The organism is Streptosporangiales bacterium (assembly GCA_009379955.1).
Lineage (GTDB): Bacteria > Actinomycetota > Actinomycetes > Streptosporangiales > WHST01 > WHST01.
The window spans coordinates 18458-32453 of the sequence record WHST01000073.1; the positions used below are offsets into that span (position 1 = coordinate 18458).

18 protein-coding genes and 1 riboswitch are annotated in these 13996 nt (G+C 72.8%); of the genes, 2 read left to right on the forward strand and 16 right to left on the reverse strand.

The window, feature by feature from the left end; genetic code table 11:
* Positions 1–46: 46 nt before the first annotated feature.
* The 5 genes from GEV10_20365 to GEV10_20385 all read right to left on the reverse strand — a co-directional run bounded on the left by GEV10_20365 (position 47) and on the right by GEV10_20385 (position 3229).
* Entirely contained in the window at positions 47–886 is an 840-nt protein-coding gene (locus GEV10_20365) for an RNA methyltransferase (protein MQA80802.1), read from the reverse strand.
* 14 nt (positions 887–900) lie between these two features.
* Positions 901–1284: a 50S ribosomal protein L20 gene (gene rplT / locus GEV10_20370; protein MQA80803.1), complete on the reverse strand. Its 384-nt coding sequence runs from the start codon at positions 1282–1284 to the stop codon at positions 901–903.
* A gap of 61 nt (positions 1285–1345) precedes the next feature.
* On the reverse strand, positions 1346–1540 hold the full coding sequence (gene rpmI / locus GEV10_20375; GenBank protein MQA80804.1) for a 50S ribosomal protein L35: 195 nt from the start codon (positions 1538–1540) through the stop codon (positions 1346–1348).
* Between the two features lie 73 nt (positions 1541–1613).
* A complete protein-coding gene (locus GEV10_20380; protein MQA80805.1) occupies positions 1614–2315 on the reverse strand; it encodes a translation initiation factor IF-3 in 702 nt (233 codons plus the stop codon).
* Between the two features lie 179 nt (positions 2316–2494).
* Complete coding sequence (locus GEV10_20385) at positions 2495–3229, reverse strand: aquaporin (protein MQA80806.1); 735 nt, start codon at positions 3227–3229, stop codon at positions 2495–2497.
* A 137-nt stretch (positions 3230–3366) separates the two neighbouring features.
* Here GEV10_20385 and GEV10_20390 point away from each other — a divergent pair, with 137 nt between their 5' ends.
* Together GEV10_20390 and GEV10_20395 are read left to right on the forward strand one after the other, a co-directional pair.
* Positions 3367–3996, forward strand: coding sequence for an AAA family ATPase (locus tag GEV10_20390; GenBank protein MQA80807.1), 630 nt, complete (start codon positions 3367–3369; stop codon positions 3994–3996).
* The gene (locus GEV10_20395) at positions 3989–4918 is read left to right on the forward strand and encodes a hypothetical protein (protein ID MQA80808.1); all 930 of its coding nucleotides are present in this window, start codon (positions 3989–3991) and stop codon (positions 4916–4918) included. Before GEV10_20390 ends, GEV10_20395 begins: the two co-directional genes overlap by 8 nt.
* An 89-nt stretch (positions 4919–5007) precedes the next feature.
* Here GEV10_20395 and GEV10_20400 read toward each other — a convergent pair whose 3' ends face one another.
* The 11 genes from GEV10_20400 to GEV10_20450 all read right to left on the reverse strand — a co-directional run.
* Positions 5008–5880, reverse strand: a complete 873-nt coding sequence (locus tag GEV10_20400; GenBank protein MQA80809.1) for an ATP phosphoribosyltransferase — start codon at positions 5878–5880, stop codon at positions 5008–5010.
* Between the two features lie 44 nt (positions 5881–5924).
* A complete protein-coding gene (locus GEV10_20405; GenBank protein MQA80810.1) occupies positions 5925–6413 on the reverse strand; it encodes a 6,7-dimethyl-8-ribityllumazine synthase in 489 nt (162 codons plus the stop codon).
* The gene (locus tag GEV10_20410) at positions 6410–7693 is read right to left on the reverse strand and encodes a bifunctional 3,4-dihydroxy-2-butanone-4-phosphate synthase/GTP cyclohydrolase II (protein ID MQA80811.1); all 1284 of its coding nucleotides are present in this window, start codon (positions 7691–7693) and stop codon (positions 6410–6412) included. Before GEV10_20410 ends, GEV10_20405 begins: the two co-directional genes overlap by 4 nt.
* The gene (locus tag GEV10_20415; protein ID MQA80812.1) at positions 7690–8328 is read right to left on the reverse strand and encodes a nicotinamide riboside transporter PnuC; all 639 of its coding nucleotides are present in this window, start codon (positions 8326–8328) and stop codon (positions 7690–7692) included. The genes GEV10_20410 and GEV10_20415 overlap by 4 nt, the downstream gene beginning before the upstream one ends.
* Positions 8328–8954 (reverse strand): riboflavin synthase, encoded by a 627-nt coding sequence (locus GEV10_20420; GenBank protein ID MQA80813.1) that lies wholly within the window; start codon positions 8952–8954, stop codon positions 8328–8330. Before GEV10_20420 ends, GEV10_20415 begins: the two co-directional genes overlap by 1 nt.
* Before the next feature lie 78 nt (positions 8955–9032).
* Positions 9033–9161: riboswitch (FMN riboswitch) on the reverse strand.
* 117 nt (positions 9162–9278) lie between these two features.
* Positions 9279–10241, reverse strand: a complete 963-nt coding sequence (locus GEV10_20425; GenBank protein MQA80814.1) for a diguanylate cyclase — start codon at positions 10239–10241, stop codon at positions 9279–9281.
* Positions 10238–10927, reverse strand: coding sequence for a ribulose-phosphate 3-epimerase (gene rpe, locus GEV10_20430; GenBank protein MQA80815.1), 690 nt, complete (start codon positions 10925–10927; stop codon positions 10238–10240). Before rpe ends, GEV10_20425 begins: the two co-directional genes overlap by 4 nt.
* Positions 10924–12288, reverse strand: a complete 1365-nt coding sequence (locus tag GEV10_20435; GenBank protein MQA80816.1) for an rRNA cytosine-C5-methyltransferase — start codon at positions 12286–12288, stop codon at positions 10924–10926. The genes rpe and GEV10_20435 overlap by 4 nt, the downstream gene beginning before the upstream one ends.
* Positions 12285–13214 carry a methionyl-tRNA formyltransferase gene (locus tag GEV10_20440; GenBank protein MQA80817.1) on the reverse strand — a complete coding sequence of 310 codons (930 nt, stop codon included), beginning with the start codon at positions 13212–13214 and terminating at the stop codon, positions 12285–12287. Before GEV10_20440 ends, GEV10_20435 begins: the two co-directional genes overlap by 4 nt.
* Complete coding sequence (def, locus tag GEV10_20445) at positions 13214–13759, reverse strand: peptide deformylase (GenBank protein ID MQA80818.1); 546 nt, start codon at positions 13757–13759, stop codon at positions 13214–13216. Before def ends, GEV10_20440 begins: the two co-directional genes overlap by 1 nt.
* On the reverse strand, positions 13728–13996 hold a 269-nt coding region (locus GEV10_20450), incomplete at its 5' end, for a hypothetical protein (protein ID MQA80819.1). The genes def and GEV10_20450, both read right to left, overlap by 32 nt.

Below are 13996 nucleotides of genomic sequence, written 5' to 3' on the forward strand. Positions count from 1 at the left end.
GGCGCCTTCCCCGAGACGATGCCACAGGTGCTACCTAGCAGGGGGCCTACGTTACGGGCTGCGATCCTTCCCGGTGCCTAACGACGCGGGCGGCCCGGCGTTGCGCACCGGCCGTCGCGTACATACACAGAGCTGTCGACACCGAGAGGTTGAGGCTCTCCGCCCGCCCATGGATCGGGATGCGGATTACTGCGTCGGCGTCGTCCGCCACGTGCGCGGGCAGCCCGCGCGCCTCGTTGCCGAACAGCCAGGCGGTCGGCGCGGCGAGCAGGGCCTGACCGGCGTCGTCGAGGCTCACCGGACCCGACGCGTCGGCGGCGAGCACCTGGAGTCCCGCGGCGCGGAACGCCGCCAGCGCGGACGTCAGCGACGCTCCGCTGACCACCGGCAGGTGGAACAGGCTGCCGGCGGCCGACCGGACGCACTTGGGGTTGTAGAGGTCGACCGACTCCTCGGTGAGGACGACCCCGTCGGCTCCGGCGGCGTCCGCCGACCGGATCACCGTGCCGGCGTTGCCCGGATCGCGGACGTGGACCAGCACCGCGACGAGGCCCGCGCCGTCGGGCAGGACGTCGTCGAGACCGAGGTCGGTGAACGGGCAGACGGCCACGAGACCCTGCGGGGTGACCGTGGTGGCGAGGCTGGCCATCGCGTCGTCGGACACGAAGCGGACGTCGGCGCCGTTCGCCTCGGCCTGCTCGACGAGTGCACCGTGGCGGCCGAGGGCGGCCGCGGTGGCGAACAGCTCCAGCACGCTCCCGGCAGCGAGCGCCTCGCGTACCGCCTGGGGTCCCTCCGCGAGGAACCGCCGCGCCTTCTCACGGGAGGCGCGGCGGTGGAGCCGTCGGACGGCCTTGACCCTCGCGGACTGCGGGCCCGCCAGCACGGAGCGTCGCCCGCTCAGCTGGCCTTGGCGGTGGACTGTTCCTTGCCCTGGGCGTTCCTGGCCACGTCGACGAGCGCGGCGAACGCCTTCGGCTCGGACACGGCCAGCTCGGCGAGCATGCGCCGGTCGACGTCGACGCCGGCGACCCGCAGGCCCTGCACGAACCGGTTGTAGGTCATGCCGTTGCCGCGGGCAGCGGCGTTGATCCGCTGGATCCACAGCCGCCGGAAGTCACCCTTGCGCGCCTTGCGGTCGCGGTACGAGTAGACCAGCGAGTGGATGACCTGTTCCTTGGCCTTGCGGTACAGCCGGGAACGCTGTCCCCGGTAGCCCGCGGCCGCCTCGAGGGTCTCCCGCCGCTTCTTGTGGGCGTTGACCGCCCGCTTCACACGTGCCACGCGCGTGCTCCTCCGTTGCAGTGCCGGTGCTCAGGAGCACCGGATCGTTCCGGGCCCTCGCTCACTTTCCGAGGAGGCGCTTGATCTTCTTCGTGTCGGCCTTGCTGGCCAGGACGTCCTTGGCCAGCCGGCGGGTCAGCGTGCTCGACTTGTGCTCGAGGTAGTGGCGCCGGTTGGCCTGCTGGCGGACGACCTTGCCGGTGCCGGTCAGCCGGAACCGCCTCTTGGAGCCGCTGTGCGTCTTGTTCTTGGGCATGCTCGACCCAGTCCTCCTCCGTTGCGCGTGGCCGGCGTCGCCGCCGGCCACGATGGCGTCGTCTGTCGCGGGGTCAGGCCTCGGCCGGACTCCGCTCGTCCTCCGCCGGTGCGTCCTTCTTCGGCGCCGGGGCGGCGTCGGCCCGGCGCTTGTGCGGGGCGACCACCATGATCATGTTGCGGCCGTCCTGCTTGGGGAGCGACTCCACGTAGCCGAGCTCGTCGATGTCGTCCGACAGCCGTTGCAGCAGCCGGAAGCCGAGCTCGGGACGGGACTGCTCCCGACCGCGGAACATGATGGTCACCTTGACCTTGTCGCCCTGCTTGAGGAACCGCTCGACGTGGCCCTTCTTGGTGCTGTAGTCGTGCGGATCGATCTTGGGGCGCAGCTTGATCTCCTTGATCACCGTCTGCGCCTGGTTCTTCTTCGCCTCGCGCGCCTTGATCGCCGACTCGTACTTGAACTTGCCGAAGTCCATGAGCTTGGCGACGGGGGGTCGGGCGGTCGGTGCGACCTCGACGAGGTCGAGGTCCGCTTCCTGAGCCAGTCGCAACGCGTCCTCGATGCGCACGATCCCCACTTGCTCGCCGTTGGGACCGACCAGGCGCACCTCTGGGACACGGATGCGGTCGTTCACTCGGAAGTCGATGCTGATGAGGCCTCCTAGGGAAAGTCGGGGCAGTTCCTGCTGTTCGGTTCTCGTCGGCCCGCGTATGGGGCTGGCCGTCGACGCGGTACGCCGCGGACGTCCCACCGAAATGAAACGGCCCCGCATCACATGCGGGGCCGACCGTGCGACGCGGCGGCGTAGGCCACGTCGGCCCGGGTGTGATCCCGGGCTGTTGACCCGTCGACCGGAGGTCACGGGTGGGAGGTCGGACCTCCGCTTGTGCTCCGGATCCCGCATGCGGGATCCGGACGCGCCAAGGGTACCAGGACCGGCCCGCGTCCGCGCTACCGGCGGCGCGCCTTCGCCGGGACCTTCGCGGGCGCCGGCTTGGCGGGCGCGGGCTCCTCGACCCTGGTGCGACGCTCCGTGGTCACCACCGCGTGCACGATTGCGGCGAGCAGCGCGCCGAGCAGCGGCGCGACGAGGAAGACCCACACCTGCGTCAGTGCCTCGCCGCCGGCCAAGATCGCCGGCCCGAGGCTGCGCGCGGGGTTGAGGCCCGCGCCGCTGACGGGTATCGCGATGAGGTGGGCGACGGCGAGCGCGAGACCGATCGCCAGGCCCGCGAACGAGGCGTTCGCGATCCTGCTCGTCACCGACAGCACGATGAAGACGAAGAGGAAGGTCGCGAGGATCTCGATGAAGAACGCGCCGCCGATGCTTGCCTTGGTCTGGGAGAGCGAGTCGAAGCCGTTGGTGCCGAACAGCTTCTGGTCGATGCCGGACACCTGCGACCTGACGACCACGACGAGCGCCGCGCCGAGGATGCCGCCGAGGAACTGGGCGACCCAGTACTGGACGCCGAGGCCGACCTTCATCCGGCCGGAGAGCACGAAGCCCAGGGTGACGGCGGGGTTGACGTGCGCGCCGGAGATCGGACCGAGCGCGTACGCGAGCGCGACGAGCGTCAGCCCGAACGCGAGGGCGATGCCCAGCGTGCCGATCTCCTTGCCCGCGAACACCGCGGCGCCGACGCCACCGATGACGAGCACCGCGGTGCCGACGAACTCGGCACCCATCTTCTTGAAGTCCACGACCGTCCTCCAGGACCAGCAAACGTTCGGCAGTTACGCATCAGGCTCCCGAAGGGTAGCGACCGCCGCCGGCGACTCCAACCACCCCCACCGCGGAACGCACCGACGGGCACACTGAGCCGATGCGGATCTCGACGTTCGCCCACCTCGCCAGGGAGGTGCTCGCCCGTCCCGCGCGGCTCGGCGAGGTACGGCTCGTCGCCGTCGACGGTCCGACCGGGTCGGGCAAGTCGACCTTCGCCCGGCGGCTCGCCGCGGCTCTCGGCGACACGGCGACCCGGCTGTGCACCGACGACCTCCTCGACGGGTGGGCCGACACGGTGACGTTCTGGCCACGCCTGGAGGAGCACGTGCTCTCGCCGATCCTGGCCGGCCGCGACGGGGCGTACCGCCGCTACGACTGGACGGCCGGTCGGTTCACCGACGAGACCACCCTTGTGCCCGCAGGCGGCGTGCTCCTCGTCGACGGCGTCACCTCGGCGCGCCGCGCGGCACGCCCGCTGCTGACCCTCGCCGTCTGGATGGACGTCCCCTTCGAGGCGTCACTCGCCCGTGCGATCGCGAGGGACGGGCCGGCGGCGGCCGGCGAGCTGCGAGCGTGGCACGAGCGCGAGCGCGCACACTTCGCCGAGGACGGGACCGCGGCGCATGCCGACCTCCTCGTCGACGGCGCGCCGACCGTCCCGCACGACGCCGACCGCGAGTTCGTCGTCCGCCGACCTCCTGGAACGGCAGGATGCACGCATGACTGACCCCATCCGCCCCAGCGGTGCCCAGTACCCGATCGCCGACGGGCCGTACTCCGCCACGGTCACCGAGGCCGGCGCGACGATCCGCACCTGCGACTGGCAGGACCTGCCGGCGCTCGCCGGCTTCGCCGCGGACGCCGTGTGCGACGGCGCGCACGGGCAGCTGCTCGCGCCGTGGCCCAACCGGATCGACGGGGGCAGGTACGCGTTCGGCGGCGAGCGGCACCAGCTCGACATCAGCGAGCCGGACAGGGACAACGCCATCCACGGCCTGGTGCGCTGGGACCGGTGGATGTGCGACGCGCACGCACCGGCGTCCGTCACCCTCGTCCACCGCCTGCTTCCCCGGCCCGGCTACCCGCACGTGATCGACCTGCGGGTGACGTACGACATCGACGCGGCGTCGGGTCTCGCCGTCACCCTGACGGCGACCAACGCCGGGAGCGGCGCGGCGCCGTGGGGTGCGGGGCACCATCCGTACCTGACACCCGGACTGCCGTCGGTGCGCGACTGCACGCTTCGGCTGCCGGCCGCCACGTATCTCGAGGCCGACGACCGGATGATCCCGCGACGCGAGGTCGCGGTCGACGGCACGGCGTACGACCTGCGCGGCGGCCGGGTCATCGGCACGACACCGCTCGACCCGGCGTTCGGCGACCTCGCCCGCGACGTCGACGGATGCGCGCGGGCTTCGGTCACCGCGCCGGACGGAGCGAGCACGACGCTGTGGTGCGACGAGGCGTACCCGTGGCTGCAGGTCTACACCGGTCACGGCCTCGCGCCGCGACGCAGGTTCGCCGCCGTCGCCGTCGAGCCGATGTCGTGCCCGCCGAACGCGTTCGTGACCGGCACCGACCTCGTGACCCTCGAGCCCGGCGCCACGTGGACGGGCCGCTGGGGCGTCACGTACACCCCGGCACCCTGACCGAGGGCGCTCAGCCCGACTCCCACGTGGACGCATCGCACTGGCTATAGCCAATACAACGCCGCCACGTGGGTGCCGGCGGCGGTCGTCTACTCGACGATCTTGGAGATGGGGAGCTCGAGGATGTCGCGGGCTCCGGCGGCCTTGAGGGCCGGGATCAGCGTGTTGATACCGGCCTTCGGCACCACCGTGCCGACCGCGTGCTCGCCGTTGGCCAGCGAGGTGACCGTCGGCGAACCGAGCGCCGGGAGCCGGTCGAGGACGGCGGGGAGCACGTCGGCGGACGCGTTGAGCATCAGGTAGACGCTGCCGCGCGCCCTGATCGCGCCGCGCAGCAGCAGGAGGACGTCCTCCATCGCCGCGCGCTTCTCGGGGTCGTCGTACGCGGCGCGGTTGGCGACCACCTCGGTGCGGCTGGTGAGCAGGGTGTGCACGATCTTCAGGCCGTGCTTGCGCAGCGACGAACCGGTCTCGGTGACGTCGACGACCGCGTCGACGATGTCGGGCACCTTCGCCTCGGTGGCGCCGTACGACGGGACGATGCGCGCCTTGACACCGATCTCGTCGAAGTACCTGCGGGTGAGCTCGGGGTACTCCGTCGACACGCGCACGCCCTCGGGCAGCTCCTCCCCGCGCGACGCGGGCTGGTCGGACGGGATCGCGAGGACGATGCGCACCGGGTTGGACGTCGTCTTGGAGTACTCGAGCTCGCCGAGGCTCACGACGTCGGCGCCGGTCTCGGCGATCCAGTCGCGACCGGTGATGCCGACGTCGAACAGGCCCTGCTCGAGGTAGACGGGGATCTCCTGCGGCCGCAGGAAGCGCACGCGCTCGACGCGCGGGTCGTCGACGGACGCGTGATAATCACGGTCGGATCCGCGGCGCACGGTGAGGTCGGCGGCCTCGAAGAGGTCGAGCGTGGCGCGTTCGAGCGAGCCCTTGGGCAGGACGAGGGAGAGCATGGCGATGCCTTTCGGTGCAGCGTGAGGACGGGAGACCCGGGACGTCAGCGACCAGCCGACGCGCGATGTCGCAGGTCGTGGAGGACGACGGCTGCGTCGATGGCGGCCAACATCGCCTCCCACCCCTTGTCCTCGTGGCTGTCCTCGAGACCACAACGGTCGAGGGCCTGTTCCAGCGTGTCACAGGTCAGGACGCCGTTGCCGACCGGGGTTGCCTCGTCGAGAGCCACGCGGGTGAGCCCGTCGGTGAGGCTGCGGCAGACGTACTCGAAGTGCGGCGTGCCGCCCCTGATCACCGCGCCGAGGCAGACGACCGCGTCGTTGTCCCTGGCGAGCTGCTGTGCGACGACGGGCAGCTCGACGCACCCGGCGACCCGTACGACGGTCGGCTCGACGCCACAGGTCTCGGCCGCCGCCAGTGCCCGGTCGAGCAGCGGGTCGACGACGTTGGCGTTCCACCGGGTGGCGACGACGCCCACCCGCGTGCCGGCCGCATCGACGGCCGCGGCGTCGGGGCGGCCCGCGCCGCTCACGGCCGTGCCGCCTCGCCGCCGACGCCGTCGGCGAGCCACGGGACGTCATGGCCGAGCAGGTCGCGCTTGGCCATCAGGTAGCCGAGGTTGTCGGTGGTCGGCACGGTGGCGGACGGCACCCGCGCGACGACCCGGACACCGAGCTCGGTGAGCGCGCGCTCCTTCGCGGGGTTGTTGGTCAGCAACCGGACGCTGCGCACCCCGAGGTCGGCGAGCACCTGGGCGGCGGGAGCGAAGTCGCGGTCGTCGACGGGCAGGCCGAGTGCGAGGTTGGCCTCGACGGTGTCGGCGCCCGTGTCCTGCAGCTCGTACGCCCGCAACTTGTTCAGCAGCCCGATCCCCCTGCCCTCGTGCCCGCGCAGGTACACGACGACGCCGCGGCCGGCCCTACAGATCCGCGCCATCGCCGCATCGAGCTGCTCGCCGCAGTCGCAGCGGGCGGAGCCGAAGGCGTCACCGGTCAGGCACTCGGAGTGGACGCGCACGAGCACGTCGCACCCCTTGCCGACGTCACCGTGGACGAGCGCGACGCACTCCTTGCCCGTGGGCTCGTCGAGGTAGCCGTGCGCGGTGAACAGGCCGTGCGCGGTGGGCATGCGGCTGGTGGAGACCCGGCGCACCTGCCGCTCGACGCGCCGCAGGTAGGCGGCGAGGTCGGCGACGGTGAGCGAGACGAGGCCGTGCTCGCGCAGGAACGGCGGCAGCGCACCCGACCGCAGCATCGACCCGTCGTCCGCGACCAGCTCGGCGATGCCCGCGACGGGCGGCAGGCCGGCGAGGCGGGCGAGCTCGACGCCGGCCTCGGTGTGTCCCGCACGCGCGAGGACGCCGCCGGGCACGGCGCGGAGCGGGAAGACGTGACCAGGTCTGGTGACCGACGACGGCAGCGAGGCGGGGTCGGCGAGCACGCGCAGCGTACGCGCCCGGTCGGCCGCTGAGATGCCGGTGCTGCCGCCGTCCCTCGCGTCGACGGAGACCGTGTACGCGGTGCCCTTGGGGTCCTCGTTGACCGCGGCCATCGGCGGCAGCGCGAGGCGGTCGACCTCGGCCGGCGCCATCGGCGCGCAGACCATGCCCGAGCTGTAGCGGACGGTGAACGCGAGCAGCTCCGGCGTGGCGTGCGCGGCGGCGAAGACCAGGTCGCACTCGTTCTCGCGACCCGGGTCGTCGACCACCACGACGGGACGGCCCGCGGCGATCTCGGCCACCGCGGCCTCGACCGTGTCGGACGCACCCACCCCGGCGGCGCCGGGCAACGGTGTCACGCTGCTGCTGCTCATGCCTTCACCCCCACGCTCGGATCGACCGCATCGACACGTCTCGACTGGCGCGCCCACGCGACGATGCCGAAGACACACAGCACGAAGAACACGACGTACGTCGTGGCGTAGACGACGAGCCCGTGCGAGTACGCGAGCGGCACGCCGACGAGGTCGACCAGGATCCAGACGAACCAGAACTCGACCCAGCCGCGCGCCTGGCCGAAGAACGCGACAAGGCTGCCGACGAAGATGTACGCGTCGGGCAGCGGTGCCCACGACGCCTGCGTGGCGTCGAGCACCCACGCGAACCCGGCAGTGCCCACCGCGAGCGCCGCGAGCATGCCGATGCGCTGCGGCCAGGTCGCCCAGCGCACCTGCACCTCCTGCTGCGCGCGGCGGCCGCGGATCCACCTCGACCAGCCGTACACGGCGATGACGGCGATCGCGACCTGGCGCGCGGCGTTGCCGCCGAGGTGGGCGTTGAGGCTCGCGGCGAACAGCAGGACGCAGCTCACCAGTTGCACCGGCCAGGTGACCACGAGGCGTTTGGTGGCGAGCCCGACGACCACGATGGCGGTGAGGCTGCCGATCAGGTCGGTCCAGAGGATCTTCTCCGAGCCGACGGTGAAGGCCACCGAGTTGATCCAGTCCATCAGCGCACCAGCCCTGCCGGCTCGGTGACCTGGCGCTCGGCGAGCGTCAGTCGCTCGACGTACTTCGCGATCACGTCGACCTCGACGTTGAGCGCCTCCCCCGGCTGCTTCGCGCCGAGCACGGTGCGGCGCAGCGTCTCGGGGATGAGCCCGACGGTGAAGGCGTCGGTGGTGATGTCGACGACGGTGAGGCTGACGCCGTCGAGCGCGATCGAGCCCTTGGCGGCGACGTAGCGCGCGAGATCGGGCGGGAGGGCGAACGTGACCGCCGTCCACTCGCTCTCCTCGCGGCGCGCGAGCACGGTGGTGGTGCCGTCGACGTGGCCCTGCACGATGTGCCCGCCGAGCCGCTGGTCGGCGCGCAGCGCGCGTTCGAGGTCGACGGGCCGTCCGGGCTCGAACCCGCCCACGGTGGAGCGCGCGAGCGTCTCGCCCATGACGTCGAACGTGCACTCGTCACCCGCCAGCTCGGTGACGGTCAGGCACACGCCGTCGACCGCGATCGAGTCGCCGGGCCGTGCGTCGGACGTGACCGTCGGGCCGTGGACGGTGAGGCGTGCGGAGCCACCGGGCAACCGGTCGAGCACGCGGACGTGCCCCAACTCCTCGACGATTCCGGTGAACATCCCGGTCTCCCTCAGCTCGGGCACACCGGGGTGCTGGACGTACGCTCGATCGGGCGGACGCCTCGACCGGGCGACGCCGCGCGCATCCTCCCATCCGGACTCTCACCGTCGGTCCCGGAATTTCACCGGATCAACCGGCCGATGGCTTCGGCCGGGTCGCGGACTGTTACCGCCGGTTCGGAATTTCACCGACCCCGGAGCGCACATGTGTCGTGTCGCGGCCAGTCTAGGCACGTCCCGACGCCGGTGGCGACACCCTGTCGCCCACGCCACACTCGCCGTGCCGACCGCAGCACGCCCCGTCGACGTACGGACGACCTGGGTTCAGGTCTTGCGGCGGTCGACGCCGATGCTGGAACCGGTGCTGCGCTTGGCGAACGCGAGCATCTCGCGGGACACATCGGCCACCTGGTGGGGACCGGCGAAGGTGCGGTGCTCGTTGGTCGCGACGCCGGCCGACACGGTGACGAACGGGACGTCGTGGGCGTGGCCGCGACGGTCGACCACGCGCAGGGCGCCGCGGACCCGCTCGCCCTCGTCGTAGAGCTGCTCGGAGTCGGCCTCGAACATGTCGGCGATGTCGCGACACGCAGGACGCGCCTGCTCGGCGGCGCAGATCAGCACGAAGTCGCCGCCGTCGACGTGCGCGACGAACGGCTGCTCGGACAGGTCGGCGGTCACCCGCCGAAGAGCCGCGGCCAGGACGAGAATCAGCTGGTCGCCGCGCCCGTAGCCGTAGACCTCGTTGAACGCGGCGAACCCGTCGAGGTCGAGGCGGCAGTACGCGAACGTCTCGCCGCTCGACAGCCGCCTGGTCAGCTCCTCGCGCGCGAGGGCCGACCCCGGCAGGCCGGTCAGCGCTGCCATGGGACTGAGGTCGCCGCCGCGCCGGACGACCCACGCGAGCCTGGTGCGCAGCTCCCCCGGCGTCCACGGCCTGACGACGTAGTCGTCCGCGATCCCGCCGAACGGCAGCAGCTCCTCGGACGTCGGCAGAGCCGGCACGAGCACGAGCAGCGGCACCCGCGCGGTGCGGTGGTCGCCGCGCAGCTCGCGCAGCACCTGTCGCAGGTCGCCGCCCGAGCCGGCGAGGTCGACGACGGCGATCGCGGAGCGCTCGCGTGCCACGGCGCTCCGCAGCGCGTGGAGGTCCGTGACGCGGGAGACCCGGTACCCGTCGGGGGCGAGCTCGGCCGTCACCGCCGCCGCCGTCTCGTCGTCGACCACGTGGGCGACGCAGACCGGCGCGTCGCCGCGGCGATCATCGTCGCCGTGCCGGCGGGTCATGCGGTTCCGGGCCCGCCGGCGCCGAGCGCGGCCTCGGCGCGCGCCCGCAGGTCGCGGACGGCGGCCGCCGGGTCGTCCCTGCCGTAGACCGCGGATCCGGCGACGAAGACGTCCGCACCGGCCTCGGCGCAGGCGCCGATGGTGTCGGCGTCGACACCGCCGTCGACCTGCACCCACACGTCGAGGCCGCGTTCGCGCACGAGCGACCGCGCGCGCCGGATCTTGGGGAGCACGAAGTCGAGGAAGCGCTGCCCGCCGAATCCCGGCTCGACGGTCATCAGCAGCAGCATGTCGATCTCACCGATCAGGTCGGCGTACGCCTCGACCGGCGTCGCCGGCTTCAGCCCGAGGCCGGCGCGGGCACCCAGGCGGCGGATCTCCCGCGCGGTGCGCACGGGCGCGCGTGCCGCCTCGGCGTGGAACGTCACGCTCCTCGCCCCGGCCTCGACGTACTGCGGCGCCCAGCGGTCGGGGTCCTCGATCATCAGGTGGCAGTCGAGCGGGATGCCGCTCACCTTCGCCAGCGCCTCCACGACGGGAACGCCCAGGGTCAGGTTCGGCACGAAGTGGCCGTCCATCACGTCGACGTGCAGCCAGTCCGCATCGTGCGCGACCGCGGCCGACTCGTCGGCGAGCCGGGTGAAGTCGGCGGAGAGGATGCTCGGAGCCAGCTGGAGTGTCGTCATGTGTCAGTTCTCCGCAGGAGGGCTACGAACATCGCGTCGGTGCCGTGCAGGTGTGGCCACAGCTGCACCCACGGCCCCGGGCCGAGGTCGCCGACCTCGGTGAGCAGTGACCTGACGTCCACCGGCGCCGTGGACCGATTATCCCCTGTCACCCGCGCGACGAGCTCGCTGGTCTCGCTCAGCAGCGGCGAGCAGGTCGCGTACGCCACGACACCGCCGGGACGCACCGCCGCCAGTGCAGCGCGCAGCAGGCGTTCCTGCACGCCGGTCAGGGTGCGCACGTCGTCGGGATCGCGTCGCCAGCGCGCCTCGGGCCGCCGCCGCAGCGAGCCGAGCCCGCTGCACGGCGCGTCGACGAGGACACGGTCGAAGCTCGCGTCGCGCCAGGGCCCGGCGCCGGCGTCGGCGGTGACGGCCGTCGCGTTGGGCAGCGGCGCCAGCGCGCCCTGGACGAGCCGCGACCTGCGGTGCCGGCGTTCGGCGGCCACGAGTACCGCGCCCCGTCCGTTCGCGAGGGCCCCGAGCAGCGCGGCCTTGCCGCCGGGCCCCGCGCACGCGTCGAGCCAGACCTCACGGTCGCGACCGGCCAGGGGCGGCACCTCGGCGCGGGCGAGCGCCAGTGCCACGAGCTGGCTGCCCTCGTCCTGCACGCCGGCGCGCCCCTCCCGTACCGGGGCGAGATCGCCCGGGTCGCCGTGGACGGTGACGGCGTAGGGCGACAGGAGTCCGGGCACGCCGGGGATCTCCGCGGGCTCGCACAGCCCCGGACGGGCGCAGACGACGACGTCGGCGGGCTCGTTGTCCGCCCGGAGGAGGGCCTCGACGTCGCCGCCGTCGCCGAGGGCCTCGGCGAAGCCGCGGACGACCCACTCCGGGTGCGCGTGCGCGACCGCCAGGTGCCCGACCGGATCGGTGTCGCGCGGCGGCGCCACCTCGGCGACCCATCCGTCGTGGTCGCGCCGCGCCACCCGCCTGAGCACCGCGTTGACCAGGCTCGCCGGGCCGTGTCCGAGCACCTTCCTGGCCAGCGCGACCGTCTCGCTGACGGCCGCGTGCGGCGGGATGCGGGTGCGCAGCAGCTGGTGCGCACCGAGCCGCAGCGCGTCGAGCACCGGCGGGTCGAGGGAGGACAGCGGGTCCTGCCGTCGCCCGCCGCGACGGGTGACGAGGGTGGCGAGGATCGCGTCGTACGTGCCGCGGTGCCGCAGGGTGCCGTACGCCAGCTCGGTGGCCAGTGCGGCGTCGCGGCCGCGCAGGTGTGCCCGGGCGAGGATCTGCGGGAGCACGAGGTTGGCGTAGGCGTCGCGGCTCGACACGGCACGCAGGGTGTCGTACGCCGCCAGCCTCGCGGGGTCACTCATCGGCCCAGGACCGTGCCGTCGAGATCGCGGACGCCGCGCGCCCACGCGGACGCGGGCATCGCCTGCCGTCCCGGTGGTTGGACGTCGCCGAGCAGGACGGGCACCGTCGCCGTGCCGACCCGCACAGCGTCACCCTGCACGCGGACGGCACCGGGGTCGAGCGCGGGCTCGTCCTCGACGACGGTCACGGGGCCGAGCTTCAGCCGGCCGTCGCGGAAGGGCGTCCACGCGCCGGGCGCCGGCGTCATCGCGCGCACGTGGCGGTCGACCGCGAGGGCGGGGGTCGCCCAGCGCACCTCGGCGTCGGCGACGGTCACCTTGGGCGCGTACGACACGCCGTCGCCTGGCTGCGGCACCGCGCGGATCGTGCCGTCCTCGATGCCGTCGAGCACGGTGACCAGCAGCCTCGCGCCCTCGGTCGCCAGCCGGGCCAGCAGGTCACCCGCGGTGTCACCCGGACGTATCGCGTCGGTCACCGTGCCGTAGACGGGTCCGGCGTCGAGCTCCTCGACGAGACCGAACACCGTCGCGCCCGTCACGTCGTCGCCCGCTCGGATCGCGTGCTGGACGGGGGCGGCGCCGCGCCACGCGGGCAGGACGGAGAAGTGCAGGTTGACCCACCCGTGGTCGGGGATCCGCAGCAGGTGACCAGGCACGAGAGCGCCGTACGCGACGACGGGACAGCAGTCCGGCGCGAGATCGGTGAGCCGCTCGACGAAGTCGTCGTCGGTGACGCGCTCGGGACGCAGGACCTCGACACCCGCGGCCAGCGCCCGCTCGGCGACGGCGCTCGCGGCCATCCGCCGCCCACGCCCGGCGCGGCGGTCGGGCCGGGTCACCACCGCGGCGACGTCGTGCCGCGACGCGAGCAGGGCGTCGATGGCCGGGACGGCGGGAGTGGGGGTGCCGGCGAAGACCAGCCGCATCAGAACGCGCGACCGCGGGTGGCGTGCGGCGAGACCCGCACCTCGGGCACGGGGTCACCGGCCCACTCCGCCTCCCTGATCTCGCGCATCGCGAGCTTGCGCTGGGCCCGGTCGAGCCGGTCGATGAACAGGATGCCGTCGAGGTGGTCGGTCTCGTGCTGCAGCGCGCGGGCGAGCAGCTCGCTCCCCCGGATCTCGACCGGCTCCCCGTACATGTTCTGCCCCTTGGCCACCACGTGCATCGACCGGGTGACGTCGTACGCGAGCCCGGGGAACGACAGGCAGCCCTCGTCGCCGTCCTGCTCCTCGTCGGAGAGCTCGAGGCGCGGGTTGATCAGGTGGTCGATCACGTCGTCGACGTTGTACGTGAACACCCGCAGCCCGATGCCGATCTGCGGCGCCGCGAGCCCGGCGCCGTTCGCCTCGAGCATCGTGTCTCGGAGGTCGGTGACGACCTTGCGCAGCTCCTTGTCGAAGTCACGCACGGGCTCGGCCGGCGTACGCAGCACCGGGTCACCGAACAGCCGGATGGGTTGGATGGCCACGAGACACTCCAGGGGGACGGTCGGAAACCGACAGTCTACGAAGACCGGCCGGGACCCCGGTGACAGCCACGGCGCGCAGCGACCCCGCCAGGGTCTGCCCGTTGATCACGTTCATTCGAAAATGGCTGTCAGGTGGCTGCCTGGGTGAGGGTGACGGTGTAGCCGAGGGTGGTGAGTTGGTGGGTGAGTCGGGCTTTGCGGTGGGCGTGGTTGCCGGTGTGTCGGTTGGTGTGCCAG